General features: G+C 38.6%; 14 protein-coding genes. 1 reads left to right on the forward strand and 13 read right to left on the reverse strand.

The genetic code is table 11. The features are described 5' to 3' along the window. Positions 1 to 229: 229 nt before the first annotated feature. From NFR51_RS08355 to NFR51_RS08365, 3 genes are all read right to left on the reverse strand, one after another. Positions 230 to 682, reverse strand: a complete 453-nt coding sequence (locus NFR51_RS08355; RefSeq protein WP_251713248.1) for a VOC family protein — start codon at positions 680 to 682, stop codon at positions 230 to 232. An 84-nt stretch (positions 683 to 766) separates the two neighbouring features. Continuing rightward, the gene (gene abc-f, locus NFR51_RS08360) at positions 767 to 2221 is read right to left on the reverse strand and encodes a ribosomal protection-like ABC-F family protein (RefSeq protein ID WP_251713249.1); all 1455 of its coding nucleotides are present in this window, start codon (positions 2219 to 2221) and stop codon (positions 767 to 769) included. Between the two features lie 279 nt (positions 2222 to 2500). Continuing rightward, a complete protein-coding gene (locus NFR51_RS08365) occupies positions 2501 to 3436 on the reverse strand; it encodes a helix-turn-helix transcriptional regulator (protein WP_251713250.1) in 936 nt (311 codons plus the stop codon). 86 nt (positions 3437 to 3522) lie between these two features. Here NFR51_RS08365 and NFR51_RS08370 point away from each other — a divergent pair, with 86 nt between their 5' ends. Beyond that, a complete protein-coding gene (locus tag NFR51_RS08370; RefSeq protein WP_251713251.1) occupies positions 3523 to 4179 on the forward strand; it encodes an FMN-dependent NADH-azoreductase in 657 nt (218 codons plus the stop codon). 74 nt (positions 4180 to 4253) lie between these two features. On the opposite strand, the gene NFR51_RS08375 is transcribed toward NFR51_RS08370, so the two are convergent. From NFR51_RS08375 to NFR51_RS08420, 10 genes are all read right to left on the reverse strand, one after another. Next, entirely contained in the window at positions 4254 to 6140 is a 1887-nt protein-coding gene (locus NFR51_RS08375; RefSeq protein ID WP_251421732.1) for a BglG family transcription antiterminator, read from the reverse strand. Continuing rightward, positions 6130 to 7011 (reverse strand): ROK family protein, encoded by an 882-nt coding sequence (locus NFR51_RS08380; RefSeq protein WP_251713252.1) that lies wholly within the window; start codon positions 7009 to 7011, stop codon positions 6130 to 6132. Before NFR51_RS08380 ends, NFR51_RS08375 begins: the two co-directional genes overlap by 11 nt. A gap of 8 nt (positions 7012 to 7019) precedes the next feature. Then, a complete protein-coding gene (locus NFR51_RS08385) occupies positions 7020 to 8177 on the reverse strand; it encodes an MFS transporter (RefSeq protein ID WP_251713253.1) in 1158 nt (385 codons plus the stop codon). Then, complete coding sequence (locus NFR51_RS08390; RefSeq protein WP_251713254.1) at positions 8165 to 10711, reverse strand: glycoside hydrolase family 38 N-terminal domain-containing protein; 2547 nt, start codon at positions 10709 to 10711, stop codon at positions 8165 to 8167. The genes NFR51_RS08385 and NFR51_RS08390 overlap by 13 nt, the downstream gene beginning before the upstream one ends. Before the next feature lie 65 nt (positions 10712 to 10776). Further along, positions 10777 to 11232, reverse strand: coding sequence for a PTS sugar transporter subunit IIA (locus NFR51_RS08395; protein WP_202230396.1), 456 nt, complete (start codon positions 11230 to 11232; stop codon positions 10777 to 10779). A 15-nt stretch (positions 11233 to 11247) separates the two neighbouring features. After that, entirely contained in the window at positions 11248 to 12741 is a 1494-nt protein-coding gene (locus NFR51_RS08400; RefSeq protein ID WP_202230397.1) for a PTS fructose transporter subunit IIC, read from the reverse strand. Positions 12742 to 12991: 250 nt separating this feature from the next. Further along, a complete protein-coding gene (locus tag NFR51_RS08405) occupies positions 12992 to 13558 on the reverse strand; it encodes a DNA-3-methyladenine glycosylase I (RefSeq protein ID WP_251713255.1) in 567 nt (188 codons plus the stop codon). 2 nt (positions 13559 to 13560) lie between these two features. Then, on the reverse strand, positions 13561 to 15855 hold the full coding sequence (gene pcrA / locus NFR51_RS08410; RefSeq protein WP_251713256.1) for a DNA helicase PcrA: 2295 nt from the start codon (positions 15853 to 15855) through the stop codon (positions 13561 to 13563). 116 nt (positions 15856 to 15971) lie between these two features. Further along, on the reverse strand, positions 15972 to 17117 hold the full coding sequence (locus tag NFR51_RS08415; protein ID WP_251713257.1) for a sensor histidine kinase: 1146 nt from the start codon (positions 17115 to 17117) through the stop codon (positions 15972 to 15974). Between the two features lie 144 nt (positions 17118 to 17261). Next, positions 17262 to 17648 (reverse strand): LytTR family DNA-binding domain-containing protein, encoded by a 387-nt coding sequence (locus NFR51_RS08420; RefSeq protein ID WP_251713258.1) that lies wholly within the window; start codon positions 17646 to 17648, stop codon positions 17262 to 17264. Positions 17649 to 17675 lie beyond the last annotated feature (27 nt).

The following is a 17675-nucleotide window of genomic DNA, read 5'->3' on the forward strand; positions in this document are numbered from 1 at the left end:
GCTCCTTTGGAAAAAAAGATCGTATCATACCATATTTTCCCTTTTAAAAGCCAGCACTAAAAATAAAAAATAACGCCCAAGTTTAGCAATGACGTTATTTATAGAATAATGAAAGGCTCTCCCTTCTTCATACAGCTTCAGAATCTTGGTCATGCAAGTCCTTTTTCTTTAACTGCATTATACACCGCTTTGTATAGGAGAGCAAGACAGATAAGTTAGATGCTGTGCTTCATCTGGCAGCATTTTTAGAATAAGGTTGTGCATGCAACATCCAGTGCACACCATACTTATCAGTAAAATCCCCCATAGCACCGCCCCAAAATTGTTCTTCAAAGGCCATATTGACCGTCACTTGATTACTCTCAGACAGATGTTGCCAAAAAGCTTTAGCTTCTGCCATGGCTTCCGCATCTTCCGAATTCACATCTAACATGATAGACACACCGCTATAGCCTAACTCTTCTCCTTTAAAATTATCCGCAGCCATAATCGTTACGCCTAAAACATCAAACTGACTGTGCATGGTCATCTCTGCAGCTTGATCGGCTGCAACACCAAAATCTGCTGCTTGTTCTGTACCAACAGCTACACGGTGAATATTTTTCGCCCCTAAAACTTTTTCGTAGTAAACCAGCGCCTCTTTCGTATTGTTGAGCGCGATATAAGGATGTACATGAGCCATAATAACCCCTTTCTGTATAGAGAAATTCTTATCTTTATTTTATCAAAAGAAAGGGCTTACCACTAATGATTTAAGGGTGGCAGATTAATCAACTTGTCGCAATTTCTTTTCCGAAATCTCATAGTGAATATCTGCTACTTTTTTCACAAAAGTTTTATCATGGGAAGTCAAAATGATTGTTCCCAGATAGCTTTTGATAAACTTTTCCAAAGCTTCTATCGTTTCTAAGTCAATAAAATTCGTCGGTTCATCTAGAATTAAAAGATTTGAGGGTTGGATAAAGGTCTGTGCCAAAACAGCTTTTGTCGCCTGCCCACCAGATAATTTATGGACAGCTGTTCGCATCTGACTGTGATTAAAACCTAACTGTACGAGAAGACTGCGAATGAAAGGCTCATCGTAATCACTCTGTCCAGTCAGATATTGCAGCAAAGGCAACTCCGAGTGAAGTTCATAATCCAGCTGCCCATAGCTGGCTATTTTAAGCTTTGGCGATAAAGTCAGGTGATCATCTCCTGCTATAATTTTTCGCAACAGACTCGATTTTCCCGAACCATTTGCCCCTGAAAGAGCAATCACTTTTCCTAGAGGAAACTGGAAATTAACTTTGTCCAGCAGGATTTCTTCGCCTGCTTTTACTGTCAACCCGTCTGCCATGATGGGAAATTTGTTGTGTAAGACGAGACTCTGAGGGAGAGGAAATCTGAGTTCTCGCTCTTCTTCTCGCTTTTCAAAGTCGCCAAGCTTGTCTAACCTTGTGTTCATGGCTTTCACTTGCCGCTGTGCTGCCTTTTGTACACTGTCTTTGGACTTGGTTGCCGAATAGCGGTCAGGCTTTATCGCACGTTTCAAATTTTTAGCAACATTGTCTGCCTGCTTGGCTATTTTAGCTTCTTTCGTGGCAATGGCACGCTCTAAAAGTGCTTTTTCCTTTGCCAGCTTCTCATTATAGCGTACAACCTCTAGGGCAGCCTTCTCTTTTTCTTGGGCATAGCTCTGATAGTTGCCGCTATAGACCGTCACTTGTCCCTCGGCGACTTCCCATATCTTCTGTACTGTCGCATTAAGAAAAGAACGGTCATGGGACACGATAAGCACAGTGCCATAGTAATACTGGATTTCCTTAACCAACTCTTCAATACTTTCTTTATCCAAATGCGTGGTTGGTTCATCTAATAATAAACCTTGAGGATATTGGGCTAAAACTTGGCTAAGCATAAACTTACGCTGCTGCCCGCCAGACAAGTTTTCATAAGCCTGAGCAGGCACCTGCATCCGTGACAACCACTCATAGTCAAGAGCATCCCCAGCTTCACTGCCAATTTGTCTCAGATATTCAAAATCAATATGATGCTCAATCTTACCATAATCAGGCTTTAGCTGTTCCGCAATAAGTTGAAGCAAAGTCGATTTCCCTTGCCCATTGGCACCGATTATTCCTATCTTTTCTCCTTCATAGACCGTCAAGTGTTCCATCTCTACAATATCTTGGTCTTTAAAACTCACTCTAACATTTTTCATCTCTAGTGCTAAAGGCATCTTTTTCCTCCAAATATGTTCTGAAGGGTCGTATGAAGACAGAGAAAAAAGCGGTTGCCCGCTTTCTTAATAATTTCTAAAAAAGTGCAGACCACACCCTTGAAATTCTGATTACAGACCCTAAAAATATGCAATTTTAGAGTTTATTCCAGATTTTCATTGATGCTGTCATGGTTTGCACTCCTTCCTGTTCGTTATAAATTTATTTTAGCACAAAGACAGGCGAGAGCAAAAAGATTTACAATCTGATTCTCAATGGCTATGAGAAACATAAAAAACTTACTCTAGCAGTAAAAGCATCTCTTTTAAGTGCTTCAAGTAAGCTTTTTTCAGTTGTGGTGGTTCTTCGACCACCAAGTGTTTACCAAAAGAGGTTAAATAATGTACCATATAGTTTAACTCTGTCTCGTGATAACCGCCTGTCATATAAAAAATACCGTCAACTTCTTCCAATTCCATATTGGGATAACGATGCTTTAAAAAGGATTCCTTACCAAACTGCGTCAAGCGACAACGAAAGGGAATATTGTGAAACTCACTTTCATATGTTTTTTGGAACTCATCCAGTTCTGCCAGCGTGTAAGTGTGCTTAAAACGTTCTTCAAGGACGACATCAACCATGTAATCACAACGGTAAGTGCCCCACTGCTCTGCAAATATATCATAAGCACTGGAAAACCAAATCCCATCCCGATAAAAAATTTCATTAAATTGTAAATGAAGTTCTGTCCTTTCATACTGGGTATAAGTCAGCGAAACAACCTTACTTTCCAAAATTGACTGCAAAATCAAAGCCAAAGCTTTCGGTGGATTAATCGGTGGCACACTATAATAATGCACGACTTTCAGGAGTTTATCCACTTCTTTTTGCTGGGCTTGAGGCAAAAGTGCAGATAACTTTTGTTGGATTTGTTCATAAGATTTTTCAAAAGGGGTGCTGGACAGTTGCCGCAGTGCAGATAAAGCAAAGAAAATCGAATGAATCTCGTCACTATTAAAGTAAACAGGGGGTAATAATTTTTGATTGATGATTTTATAGCCGCCATGTTTTCCCGTTTCGGAGTAATAGGCCAGACCCATTTGCCCCAAAGCTTCAACATCCCGTAAAGCTGTCCGCCGTGAAATATTAAATTCTTGCATGAGGTCTTTGAGTTGAAACTCATGTTTGTCGCTGAGATAGATGAGTTCTTGGTTCAGACGTACTGATTTATCCATTTTATTTTTCTCCGTTTTTAATAGTGACTCATTTTGACACTATTTCGTTGTATACTAAGTATATCAAAAGAAAGAAGATTTTATTTATGAAAACTTTAGTAATCAACGCACATCCAGACTTTGCAAATCATGAACATTTTTCTGTTCAGCTGCAGGATAAATTTCTAGAACTTTACCACACACATTTTCCAGAAAATGACCTAACCATTGTGAACCTTTATGAGGAAGACATTCCACGCATCGAGTCCGACTCACTCTGGGATGTTTGGGATAAACAAGCAGCCGGTAAGGAACTAAGCCCCTCTGAAAGTAAAATTGCTGAACGCAGTAACTTTTTATTAGAACAGTTTAAGGCTCACCAACGAATCGTTGTATCCACGCCTTTACATAACTTCAACATCACCTCACGTATGAAGGACTATATTGATAACCTGATGATTGCCCGCGAAACTTTCCGTTATCTTGCTGCGCCAGATGAGCAAGGAAAAGTTTCAGAAGGCTTGATGAAAGACGGCTATAAGATGCTCATGCTTTTTGCCAGCGGCTCGGTCTATACAGCAGACAATATTTATAAATCTGTCGATATTGCACCACACTATATGCAAACAATCTTCCAAGAAATGATGGGTTTTGACGACTTTCAGTTGGTGCGGGCAGAAGGTACGGCAACTCAGGATAAGGATAAGATTTTAAGCTCAGCTTTTACTGATTTGGAGCAGGAATTTAGACATTTTTATCAGTAAAAGTGTCGTCAGTAAAAACGCCAATGTGTTAATCGCATTGGCGTTTTTTGGTGTACTGAACAAAAAAGCAGTCACTAAGACTGCGTATCGGTGAGAAATTCAAGAATTTCTTTTTCGCTCCCTTTCAGCAGGATGCTGTGTTCTGAGGAATCTATAATTTTAAGTAAGGTACCGTAAATTTGTTCTAACTCTTTGATTGAGCGGTCTTTAATACACATCAGAAAGACATACCTTACTTTTTCTTTTCCCCATGTCAGCTCTTCTTTGACGCGCATAAAAGCAATAATCGGTTTTTTCACCTCCGAAACATCTAGAGGATGCGGTGTAGCGAAAGATTCTAAAGACGTAAAGGATAACTTCTCACGTTCCAAACATGATTCAATAAATCCTTCTTCAGCATAACCTCTTTCGATTAGTTTTTGACCCATGAACAAGATGGCTTGCCCAATGGTGTTTATTTTCTCATCTAAGAAAATAAAGTCTTCTGAAATAAGCTCTGAAAACTCTTCTGAGAATATCTGAGCTTTTTTCTGGAAAAAATTAGCTTGGAAGCTAGAAATATTTTCAATGTCTTCAGCAGATAAAATCGGTGAAAGCTTAATTACCGGATGTCCAGGCAAGTTAAAGTCCAAAGTCGTTAAGACTAAGTCTTCCGTAATCTCTGTTTGACTTATCTCCTGAACAGTAAGAATTCTCGAAATCAAAATATTAGGAAAAATCTTTCTCAATCGGGCCATCAAAAATTGAAAAACGCCTTGTCCACTTGCACTAATGAGTACAGCTAAAACGGGTGTTTGACTGCTTTCATGCTCTTTTAAAACTTGTATATGCAAAGCAATATAGGCAACCTCATCCTCTGTTAAGAGTATCTCAAAATTTTCTCGGAGCGCCTTTGCAATGCTGAGACTGTCTTCAAAAGCAAGTGCATAATTTTTCTTAATATCTTGTAAGTTAGGGTTGCGTACAGAGCGTCCCTTTCGTGCACGGGCAATAGCTTCTCGAATATGATTGACCACTACATCTAATAACTGTTCATTAGAATTTCTTGTAATTCTATCTAATATTCTCTTTATTTTTCGTTCTTCGTCATTATGCTTTTCAGACTTCTGTTTATGCAAAGTTAGAAAGGCAGAAAAGGCAGTAGCAGCACCTTCTGAGAAATCAAGCACTGCAAGCTTAGTAAATTTCTTCCAAAACTTACGTACAGCTTCTTCAGCTTTCACCTCAAAAGAATCAAAAGTCATTAATTTTTCCGAACTGGCTAAAAGATAGAGAAGCAAAAACTGATAGCTCTCATCACGTATAACTATTTTTTCTGATGTTAAGAAATCAGTCAATAAGTCCGCAATTCGTTTAAAATCTTCTACTTCATTTTTGCTCAAAAATATTTTAGGAACATTTTGTAAAATTTGTAGGAAGCGGTCCTCATCTTGGATAATTTTCCAGTTTTCATGATAAAAGTAATCTAAACAAGCCACAAAGATACTTTGGCGTTCTGCTTCTGCAAGTTCAATTAAAATACCTTTTTTAGAAATAACTGTTAAAGTCGCTCCCAGTTCTTCCAGAATTTGTTTAACTTTCGTTAAATCTTTTTCCAGAGTTGACTTACTGATAAAAAGTTGCTGGATAAAAGTTTGTTTGCTTATAGCTTCCTTTTTCTTCAATAGAGAAAATACTATAAAAGCCAAACGATCCTGCTGTGTCTCTGGTACAAAGTCACTAACAAGCTCCGCCTCCAGTAACCTCACAAATGCTTCATCCGAACCTTTTAAAGAAACGCCAACATTTGGTTTTCTAATAAGTACCACATCACTCCCTTTAAGTGAAAAATCGATTGCCTTAAGGGTGTTTGAAACGGTCTTATTCGATACTTTCAAATGCTTCGCAATTTCCGAAATGGTTACTGTCTGATGAGCATGAATATACTCAAGGATAGCGCGTTCCCGCGGGTCAAGTTTCAAGAAAACCTCCCTTCAAAAAATGATATAAAGCCCCTAAAAGATTAGCATCATTACCAAACTTTCCAATCACTAAACGAGGAAACATATAATTGGCACGTCTAGCCATAACTTGTTCGATGGTTTCATCTAGCATTCGTTTAAAATAAGGATTTTGACTTACAGCGCCGCCCACAACAATAATTTCTGGATCAAGCGAATATTGTAAATTCAAAGCTGTGACAACTAAATAACTCAGTTGTTCTTTATAGAGTTTTTCTACCGTTTGGTCTTCTTGTGCCCTTTCAAATAACTCAAGTCCATTTCTGATAGAATAGCCCTTTTGATTGAGGTATTGCAGTAAACCATGAAAACCAATTTTCCCTCCTAAGGAAGCATAATGCTGCTCTTCAGGCGTGTTCTGAACTAACATATACCCCAGCTCTCCACCATTCTTATGTGCTCCTCGATGGATGTCTCCATTGATTAATATTGCTCCATCAACTGCTGTACCAATGACAAACATAGCAGCGATACTTGCTCCCTGTGCACTCCCTCGCCAGTATTCTCCAAGCAAAGCACACTTGCCATCATTTTCAATACTCATTGGCAACTGAATTCTTAAAGATAAGTCCCTTAAAAAAGGCTTCCCAATCAAGTATTCAAGAGCTGAGGATGTTGTTAAAAGTCCTGATTCATAGTCAAAAATACCAGGTGAACTTATGGCTACTCCTGACAAATTTTGATACGCTTTGCATAACTGGTCCATTCGTACCAACAATAACTCATAACTCTCTGGAATAACTTCTGAATATTTTTCTATAATAGTGCCATCTTTTGAAAGCAAACCATATTTTAAAGCTGTCCCACCTATATCAAAAACCAAATAAACCATCTTTTTCCTCATACATTATTTGAAGCTAGTCTTTTATAAAAGATTACCACAAAGCCAAAAGCAAACAAACTAATCAGCAAGTAGCTGACTAAAATACCGCGTACACCTATAGTTTCAAGAGATAAGGCATAAAGTTGTGCCACCCCTACACCGATAAGATTAGCTATAAAAGTAAAGCGCATCGTTAAAGTCCCTACAATTTCATTACCTAACTTGGCTCTCAGCAAGGTCAGAAAACCGATATATAAGAAAGCAAAATTAATCCCATGAAAAAGATAAGTTGCTACAAAAGACACTGCATTAGGACTTACGATAGCTAGAGCCCAGCGAATAATGGAAGCCAAGAAACCAATGAATAAGACTTGCTTCGCTCCGATTTTTCTAATTAAACGATCCACTACATAAAAAGCTGATACCTCAGAGATGCAAGAACCGATAAAAACAGCAACACTCACATATAGGGTCACATGCTGCAAGGGTAAAGAAAATTGATCTCGCAAGTAGCCATTAAAGAGATAACCAAAAGATCCTGGTAGCGTCGTGACTACAGCACAGCAAAAAATAAATACAAGTGCTGACAGTGGCAACTTCATCTTCTTTTTATCATAGCCTTGCTTAACGCTACTTCGACTTGAAAAAGGTGTTTTCAGATTGAGAAACAGTAAGATAAAATTAATCACCACGGATAAAATCAATAAAATAGGAACTTCAAACTCTAGGAACAGAAGGCCGCTCACTAAAAATCCGCTTGTAGCATAGCCGAGTGAGCCAAACATACGATATTTGCCGAAATCAAGACGTTTTTTACTGGCTTCTTCTAAAAGTAAACTCTCATAAAAAATATCACAACCTACGGCACCTACTTGATAGATCAGAAAGCCAACAATAAAAACTGTAGGAAACTCAACAATAAAAAGAAGAGCGGAAATTATTATTCTGAGGATTAGAGTCCCACGAATAACCGAGTTCCTGTGTTTACTTCTTTCTAAGATGCCACTATATAACAGTATTGAGCCAATAACAATGAGTTGCACAAATGTCAAAACTTGCAAACTGGTGGCAGACGATACATTTTTGGCTGCCATCAGTGGCTCATATTGAAAGATCCACATGGCTGTCAAGACTGAATACAAGTAGAGCTGAATGCGAAACATCAATTGCGCCATAGTTTAATACTTACCATATCATATGGAGCAATCTCAGACTGTGCTGCTACAATAGCTTCCTGCGCATTAACAAATTCATATTTGGCATAATGCGAGAAGTCAAAGTCCCCAATCGCCAAAGGTTGGCTTGTTGGATTAGCCAAGCGTAAAACTTCTGCATCTGTGTCATATAATGACGGCATGAAAGTTGTATCAAAAGCAGAACCATCGATTTTAAGTAGTGAAAATGCATCAACACGCGCTATGCGCTCGTCATCGGCTTGGATTTTATTGTCCAAACGATGAATAAATTTATTCAGCACCTGATTTTGATAAGCAATATTAGGCGATATATATTCTGCCCAGTGTTGCGAAGTCGCAAACTCATCAAAGGCTTGAGCGTTCACAACTAGAGCAAACTCAAAGCGCTGCTCACCTAATAATTCAGCCATCGGCGTCGGCATCATGACATGCCCTTTTTTAGTCGTATCTCCAGAGGCTCGACCTGGACGGTAAGCAAGGTTTGGTTTACCTAACTGTGAAGTCGTAGCAAGCAGTGTTAAATATAAACTTCCTTTTTGGAATTGGTACTCTTTCAAGCCTTTTCCAAAAGCACTCACATGATAATGTTCATTCGCAACAGAAACGCTCTTATCAAATGGTTCTAAATCAATTGGATACTCGACATAGGACTTAAACCAGTTTGGAATCTCTTCGGTCAAGGCCTCACGGGAAATGAAACCAAAAGGTAAAGAAGCAATTGAGCGTGTGTTCTCCACGCCAGTATTAAGCTTTAGGCGCAAACGGTGGCTAAGGATTTGATTGTCAATGACTAAAATACCTTCTATCAATTCACTGTTTTTCTTCAAAGTCAAGGTCATAGTCATTGTCAGACTTCCCAGCTCTTTTGTTTCCAAACGATCTTCTAAAGTTTTGGGAAGCTGGAACTGACCACTTAGTATCATCTTCTCAGCCAGTGATGTTTTTTGTACCTGACTATCTGTAAGACGTAGAATAATTGGTTCATCATCTTTGAGCGGTGAGAAATCATAAGTATCTCCGTCGTTTCCCATGTCCTCAAACTCTAAGAAGTTCTCTAAATGAACCCCGTCTGTAGTAAGGAGCGAAAGTTTTCCAGTTTCATTATTGATTGTATAGTATTCATTTTTAATTGCCACATCATTTGTTGCAACAAATACTTCTATTTCTTCTTGGCTCTCTTCTATTGTGAATATTTTGTAACCCATACTCGGAATTTCTACATGCGCGAGAGCATACAAACGATAGTATGGGTCTTCGTTGATGTATTTATTGCCTTCTGGCGTTTCTAAAAGAAGATTATCTTTACCTGCAAAGTACTCTTCATCCACAATAATCATCTCTTCAATACCGGATAACTTGATGTTTTTGCTTGCTGCTAAGAAATCGATCTGCTTATAGCCTTTAAAGTCTTTGGATGTCGTATTGAAAACCAAGATTTCCTTGTCAGAAAGACCTAATTTTTCACTCAAGCGTTTGACGATATAATTCTCCATACCATCAGCAAGTTCTTCTGCTTCTTTCATACGATGAAGAATATCAACTGCCACATCATCCGATACACAGCCGCCCATTGAGTCATGGGCATGTCCTTCAAGGATTTTTTTCCAAGCGATAACTAATGTTTCTGTACTGAGTGTAATCCCATGTGCTTTACCTATAGCAAGCAATGGTTCCACACGTTTCAGGAGTTTTTGTTCAATAATGAAATTTGTACGCTTAATATCGTAGCGAACAGAACCGATAGATTTGTGTGCACGAGTTGTACAAGGTTCACGGAACTCCCCTTTATATTCTGGAAGATTTTCTTCTTTTTTAATGACATCTAAAAATTTTTCATATGAACTTTCGATAAAATCATAGTCTGTTTTTTCAGAAATTGCCTTAAGAGTTTGTGGTAAATTACGGATAATCTCTAACTGATCGCCGCCTGCAGTCAGTAACAAATCATTGACGTCCGTCCATTTTTCTGTCCGTTTTACAGCAGGAAGCAGACGTTCTTCGATATATTCAGGTTCATCTTTCAAGAAGGCTGCTGCACCATAGCCATCTACCAAGTTCATGGCTGTGATTTCTTTCTCTCCCAAACCTTTCCAGGTGAAGTAGGGACTCTGTGTATGTTTTTCCAGATTGAGACCACGCCAGAAAACAATATTGTCTAAGCCGCAATGTTGCAAGACTGTCGGCCACTGTGCATTATGTCCGAAAGTATCTGGCAGGTAACCAATTTTCATTTCCTCGCCGTACTTACGACTGTCACGCATACCAATAATCATATTGCGGATTAGACTTTCCTCATCAACAAAGAAAGCATCCGTTTGAGTGTACCAAGGACCAATCGCAAGCTGCTTATTGGCAACAAGTTTTTTCACATTCTCTAGTTGCTGCGGATTAAGACGCATATAATCATCCAAAATTGAAGATTGTCCATCTAAACAAAACTTCGCTTCGGGATTTTGCAAAAGTTCATCTATTACATTATTGAAGAGATTATCACTCAAAAGAAAAGCATCCATGGTCGTGAAATATCACTCTCTGTCCCAATGCGTATGATTAACAATATGTACTTTCTTTTTCATGTTTAAACTCCTAATTTTTCTGAAATAATCGTATAAGCTTCGTCTGTTGTGCTGCTATTTTTTAATGCTTCTCGGAAATTATCATCAATCAAGGCCCGTGCAATTTGCGCCAGATAGCGCAAGTGCTCTTTGGCTCCCGTACTTGGAATGAGTAAGGCAAATGAGTTTTCAATATCAGATCCGTCTAAACTTTCCCAAGCAATCGCTTTAGTCTTTATGAACATCAACTGAGGCGCTTTGACCGTATCACTTTTACAATGCGGTATAGCAAATCCATCTTGAAAAGCCGTTGTCGATTGACTTTCACGCTCCATTAAGCCTTGAAAGCACGCCTCTTCTGAGTGAACATAATCAAGCGCAATGGCTTTTTGAGCAATATAGCGAAACAATGCTTCATTATTGACAAAACTATCCTCTGTAAAAAAGACATTTTCTTTGTTAAATACTGTATTTTCCATTTTTACTTTCTCTTTTTATCCTTGTTGAATATCTTCAGCCACTTCAACATTTCTATTTCTTACGATGAATCGATAGATTAAAGCATTAACAAAACTTGCGAGAAGAATTAAAATAATCCAGTAGAGCCACGCAAAGTTAGGACCTGTTGTATAACCTAAGAAGGCACCCAAAGGTGAGCCAACACCCCCAAAGAATTTTATACCCATACCCGCAACGGTAGCACCTGCAAGTGCAGAAGATAAGGTATTGGCAATAATAAATTTAGGATTTGAAGCCGCAAAGGGAATCGCACCTTCCGTTACGCCGACCATTCCCATAACCAAGGCTGATGAACCAAGTGCACGCTCTTCTGTCGTAAAGTATTTTTTGAAGAGGAGTGTTGCAATACCTGCGCCAAGTGGTGCTACAGCAATAGCAGCTCCCGTTGCTGCTTGTGGGATAGCATTGACTGCTTCAGGACCAAACTGTGCCATCGTATCAACAAAAATTGCTGAAGAAACAAGCATTGCTGTTTTGTTAATCGGTCCTCCCATGTCAACACCCATCATTCCACCAAGAATCGCGCCGTAAATAATCGGTGCTGCTTCATAGCGCACAGTGACGTCATTGATAACATCGTATAAAACAGCCATACCATTTGCTATCGGATCCCCAATTAAGAAATGAATCACGACAAAGGAAACAAAGGTTGCAACCATCGGGATAATCAAAATAGGCACAATGGGTTTAATAATATCGGGATATTTGATTTTTTTGAGCAGTTTGACAAAGTAACCGACACCAAATCCAACTAAGATAGCTCCAAGGAATCCTGCCCCTGTTTCTGTTCCTAAGAAAGTCGGATCATTGATGATATAGGCTGCAATGAAAGCTGGGGCAACAGCTGGTTTGTCCCCAATCGCGCGTGCAACTCCCGCTGCAAAGATTGGAATCATCAACGTGAAACCGACTTTACCTAAGTCAAACATTTTCGAGAGGAACTGCCCCATCATGTCTTCGCTAAAGCCCCAAACTACGAGGTTGGCATTATTGGGATCAGGTTGGAAGGCAAAGGCATTTGCGATTGCTAAAAGTAGCCCGGCTGCAATGGTCACTGGAATCATATCAGTCAAACCAGACATCAAATAACGCACAGCCTTATTCCCAGAGGTTCCAATTTCCATTTTCCCACCAACTTTGACGCCTTTACCGCTAAAAGGCTGTGCGTTAGCGAGGGCGTTTTCTATGACAGCTTGCCCATCTTTAAGGACAGAGTTGGTGTCAATTTCTACCAAACGCTTATTAACAAAACGTGCTTTATCCACATTAACGTCTGCTGCGATAATGACAACATCAGCCTCTCTAATCTCTTGATCGTTGAGGGCATTTTCAGTTCCAATAGTGCCTTGTGTTTCAACTTTGACGTCATAGCCAAGTTCTTCTGCAGCCTTTTCTAATGCTGCTTGTGCCATATAAGTATGGGCAATTCCTGCGGCGCATGCTGTAACACCTACAATTTTTTTGCTCATGATAAACTCCTAATTTTTATTCGAAAGCGCTTTCTGTCATTAAGTTTATATTAATTAACAAGAAGTGTCAATATTGTTTCGATATATTTCATATCCAAGTTTTACCAGATTAGATGCGGTAAAAATATATTTTGAAGTACTCCTTTTTTAGAAAATAGGTCCAGATAAGTCTTCCAAAACTCTTTACAATAAAAAAGCCTGGACTATCCAGACTCTTTATCCTTATTTTTAAATTAACACTTGTAAAAATTTATTGCAGTTCCTTATTACGGAAGCAGTATTCTGCATGGTCATTGATGACGCCAATTGCTTGGAGATAAGCATAGATAATCGTTGGCCCGACAAACTTCATGCCGCGCTTCTTCATGTCTTTCGACATGGCTTCTGACAAATCATTACTTGCAGGAACTTGACTTTCGTCCGTGACCTTATGTTGGAGAACTTGACCTTTTGTAAAAGACCAGATATAGGCATTAAAAGAGCCAAATTCTTCTTGAATACCTCGAATTCTCTGGGCATTATTAATCGCAGCAGCAATCTTTAATTTGTTACGAATGATACCTGGGTTTTGTCGTAACTCTTCTTCTTTCTCTTTACCATAACTGGCAACCTTGGCAATATCAAACTGGTCATAGGCTTCGTAAAAACTTTCTATCTTGTTCAAAACAGTTGACCAAGACAGACCTGCCTGATTCATATCCAAGATGAGCTTGGCAAAAAGTTCTTGGTCGTCATGAACAGGAACTCCCCAATAGGTATCGTGATAGTGAATCATCTTGTCTGATGAGAGACACCACTTGCAGCGCTTTTTATCCATCTTTACTCCTTCTTCTCTATAGGGGCCATAGCTGCCAAAAGGCGTTTCATTCCAACTTCAGGGAACTTGATTTTCAACTCCATATTCTTGCCTGTGCCTGTCACAGACAGAACGATGCCTTCTCCCCATTTGCGATGCACAGCTGTGTCCCCAATATTCCAATCTTCTGTTATCACATCTGCTTTTTCTATTGCCCTTGCAGCGCCAGGATTGATTGCTGCTTTACGTTTATAGAGTGCGTCGGTCATCGACATCCCTGTACCAAAACGTGTTGTACCATCTGGCATTTTATAGCTGGCATTAAAGCTTGAATTTGCTTTATGTGCGATACCACCATAATCTAGCAACTCATCATCGATCTCCAAAATAAAGCGACTCGGGCGATTGGAGCTTGTCTTACCATAGAGGACACGCCGTTCAGCATTGGTCAAGTAAAGAGACTCCTCGGCGCGAGTAATACCGACATAGGCAAGACGTCGTTCTTCTTCTAGTTCATCTGGATCATCATTGACACGCGCCAAAGGAAAGATATTCTCCTCCATACCGATAAGAAAAACCACAGGAAATTCTAAGCCTTTTGCAGCATGCAAGGTCATCATCGTTACTGCATTATTCCCTTCCTCATACTCGTCAACCTCTGAAAGGAGACTTACTTCATTGAGAAAGCGACTCAAACGCTCTAAACCGCTTTCTTCAATAGGCTCACCACTTATCTCATCTAAAGGTGTTTCTGACTTCTCATCAAAGTTTTTAGTCACAGATAAAAACTCTTCAATATTCTCAATACGTGCTTGTGCTTCAAGATTGTTCTGTATACGTAGGAAATCCAGATAACCTGTACGCTCCAACATTTCCTCTACCAGTTCTGTAATCGTTGAAGTTTCGGCATAGTTGCGCAGAAAGTCAAAAATCAAACCCAGATTATAAATTTCCCCAGAAGCCTTGCCTCGAATATCTGATAGGGTAATATCTAATGTCGACTCAGCCAGAGATTTTCCTTGCCTATCGGCAAAATTGCGGAGCTTCTCCAAAGCACTTGGCCCTACACCACGTTTAGGCTCATTTACGATACGCTCAAAACTCAGGTTGTCCCGCGGATTGGCAATAACATTCAGATATGCAATAACATCACGAATTTCCTTACGTGAGTAGAACTTTGTCCCTGCAACCATACTATATGGAATGTTTGACTTGAGAAAGGCTTCCTCAATTGTACGTGACTGCGCATTTGTACGATACAAAATCGCAAAGTCTGAATATTTACGACCTGATTGCACTTGCTCATTGATTGTTGAAGCAATAAAGATAGCTTCCTCGCGCTCATCATTTGCACGATGATAGAGAATGTTTTCACCAGCATTATTTTGCGTCCACAGCTTTTTAGGACGACGATTAACATTGTTCTTGATGACATTATTCGCTGCTTGTAGGATTGTTTTTGTCGAACGATAATTTTCCTCAAGTAAAACGACTTTTGCATCTGGATAATCTTTTTCAAAGTCAAGGATATTTTGCATATCCGCTCCACGCCAGCCATAAATAGATTGGTCCGCATCACCAACGACACAAATATTTTTAAACCGTTGCGCCAACAGTTTAACAAGTTGATATTGTGCATGGTTGGTATCCTGATACTCATCGACATGAATATACTGAAATTTTCCTTGATAATAAGCTAAAACATCCGGATTTTTATCCAAAAGACGCAGAGTTTGCATGATTAAGTCATCAAAGTCCATGGCTTCTGCTTTTCGAAGTTCCGCTTGATAGATTTTATAAACTCTAGCTGTAAGGAGTTCATAAGGATTACGCGCATTAATTTGGCTTTCGTAAGCTTCCGGATTTAAAAGAGCATTCTTGGCATGAGAAATCGTACCAAGTAGTGTTTTGGGGTTCCATTCTTTCGGATCCAAATTAGCTTCTTTAAGAATACGTTTCATCAATGTCTTTTGTTCCCCTGGATCTATGATCGTAAAATTACGATTATAGCCAATATGGTCAGCATCACGGCGAAGAATGCGTACACACATGGAGTGAAAGGTCGCAATCAAGGTGTCCTGAACAGCAGGTGTCAATTTAAGCGCACGCTCTCTCATTTCTCGAGCTGCTTTGTTGGTAAAGGTAATGGCCAGAATGTTCCAGGGGTTAACCATTTTTTCCTCTATGAGATAAGCGATACGGTGCGTCAACACTCGTGTCTTCCCAGAGCCCGCTCCCGCCATAATCAAAAGCGGTCCCTCTGTCGTCTCTACCGCTTCTGCTTGTTTTTCATTCATTCCGCTTAATAAAGGATTCATTTTTTCTCTCGCTTCAAATCTAGTATTGATTATTTAATTATAGCAAAAAACCAAAGAAGCTGCTTTTCATCAATCTATACTGACTAAAAAAATAAACTTCCTTCTCATCAGAAATACTAATATGTCAAGTTAAATAAGACAATGCACGCAAAATATTTCGAATCCTCATACCAGCTTTCATAAATACCGCCATTTTTTTCAACTAGCTTCGCGATATTTTTTCTACCAATCCCTTCAGTAAATCGCGATTTTCTAGTTATTTCCTCTTCAACTTCAAATGGATTGGACATCTCAATTATCAATCTATTTTTGAAAAAAGTAATCTCTATTTTGACCGTTTTAAGTCTTTCATCTTTCAAGCGACTACAAGCTTGGATAGCATTGTCTAACAGATTACCAAATATGGCAACGAGAATCTCATCATCAATATTCAAACTTTTTGGAATAAAACTCTTCACCTCTAAAGACACTCCCAATGCTTCTGCCTGTTTATACTTTTCACTCAGTAAGAAATTAAGTGCTTGATGCTCAGTTAAGATATAAGCACTTCGAGAAGACATATTAGACAGTGTTTGTTTTATTGCCTTAATCGCTTCAAATGTTTCCCCGTTTTCAAGTCTATTTAATAAAACAAGTAATTGATTTCGAAGATCGTGCTTTATTGAACGAATCTCTTGTTGAGACTGTTTAACTTGTTCATAAAATTTTATTTCTTGCTCTAATCTTTCCTTTTCAAGACTCATTTTCTCATGGTTTGAATACTGCTTTGATAAGTTTACATAAAGATAAACAACACTCAAATTTATTATCGTTAACCCTACAAAAAAAATAAGTATAAGCAAAAAAGAGAACTCTGGAGAATATATCGTTTGTAGCAATAATGTGTGCATTAATAATGTTGAGATAACCGGTATCGATAAGAATGCCAATAACCTTGTAAGATTAAACTTCTGTCCATCATTAACATTACGATAAACAAATTTTTTTAATAAAATAACACTAATTATTTCAATAAGAGTCGTAAGGATAATATTAATTACTACAAACACCTCTTGGTGAGCGTATTTTTCCGCTGAAGCCAATGGGAGCATGAATAGAAATCCCACAAATTCCGCTCCAAGTACTGTTCCTAAAAGAATTATTGACCAAAAAAATGTATGTGGGGCAGAAACTTTGTGTCTATGTCCTAATAATACATATATTGAGAGGATGAGTAATAACTTCCAAAAGGTAGAAGCTAGATCCTTAATTATTGTGCTCAAAATGAGATAGCATATAAAAAAGGCAAGTAATAGGATATTAATGTGACTTCTTCTCATTTTTTCCTTTTGAGACGAAAAAAAATAATTGACTAAGCATATGCTAATTGCTGACGAAATAATATTTACAGTCGTAATTATCATGACTCATGCCTTATGATTCAATTGAAATAAAATTGATTTTCTTGCTTGTAATTTATAGGACTTGCTTATGGGAATATAAATGTTAGACTTGTCGGAAAAATAAAGCAATAAATGGTTATTCCTTATTTCCCGAACATATTGTGCATTCACCCAAAAAGAATTATGAACCCGCACAAGGCTTTCCCCTATTATTACAAGCAACTCTTTAATTGACAGGATTGCGCAATATTTTTCTCTGTCTGTATGAATAAATACATTTCTTTTATTTTTCTCAATATAAGCAATATCACGCAAAGGAATACTGTAGTCTACCTTGTTAAATTTAAAGCTAAATCGTTTATGAACAGCTCCTGTTAAAATGGACAAGAAATAAAAAAATATTTCGTCCATTTTAACAAGGAGCTTTTCTCATGCGTA

The organism is Lactococcus ileimucosae, assembly GCF_943193185.1.
Classification (GTDB): Bacteria; Bacillota; Bacilli; order Lactobacillales; family Streptococcaceae; genus Lactococcus; species Lactococcus ileimucosae.